The organism is Pantoea sp. GbtcB22, from assembly GCF_019091025.1.
Lineage (GTDB): Bacteria > Pseudomonadota > Gammaproteobacteria > Enterobacterales > Enterobacteriaceae > Pantoea > Pantoea leporis.
This window is the reverse complement of record NZ_JAGXKB010001049.1, coordinates 1-229: the sequence shown is the minus strand read 5'-3', so window position 1 is coordinate 229 and position 229 is coordinate 1. Positions and strand designations below refer to the sequence as shown.

Sequence of the window (229 nt, the reverse complement as noted above, 5' to 3'; positions counted from 1 at the left end):
ATATGTGGCCACCGCGCGCGCCAAAGGGCGGGATGAGAAGCGCGTGCTGTACGGCCACGTGTTCCGCAACGCCATGCTGCTGGTGATCGCCGGTTCCCCCGCCACCTTTATCAGCATGTTTTTCACCAGCTCGGTGTTGATAGAGGTGATGTCCTCACTCAATGGTTTGGGCCTGCTCGGCTATGACGCCACTATTCAGCGCGACTATCCGGTGATGTTTGGCACGCTC

The 229-nt window shown here is 59.0% G+C and carries 1 protein-coding gene; it reads left to right on the top strand.

Annotation, left to right across the window (positions count from 1 at the left end; all coding sequences use genetic code 11):
• Positions 1 to 229 (top strand): ABC transporter permease subunit (locus KVT28_RS27455; protein WP_217551518.1); only part of this gene is annotated, 229 nt, incomplete at both ends.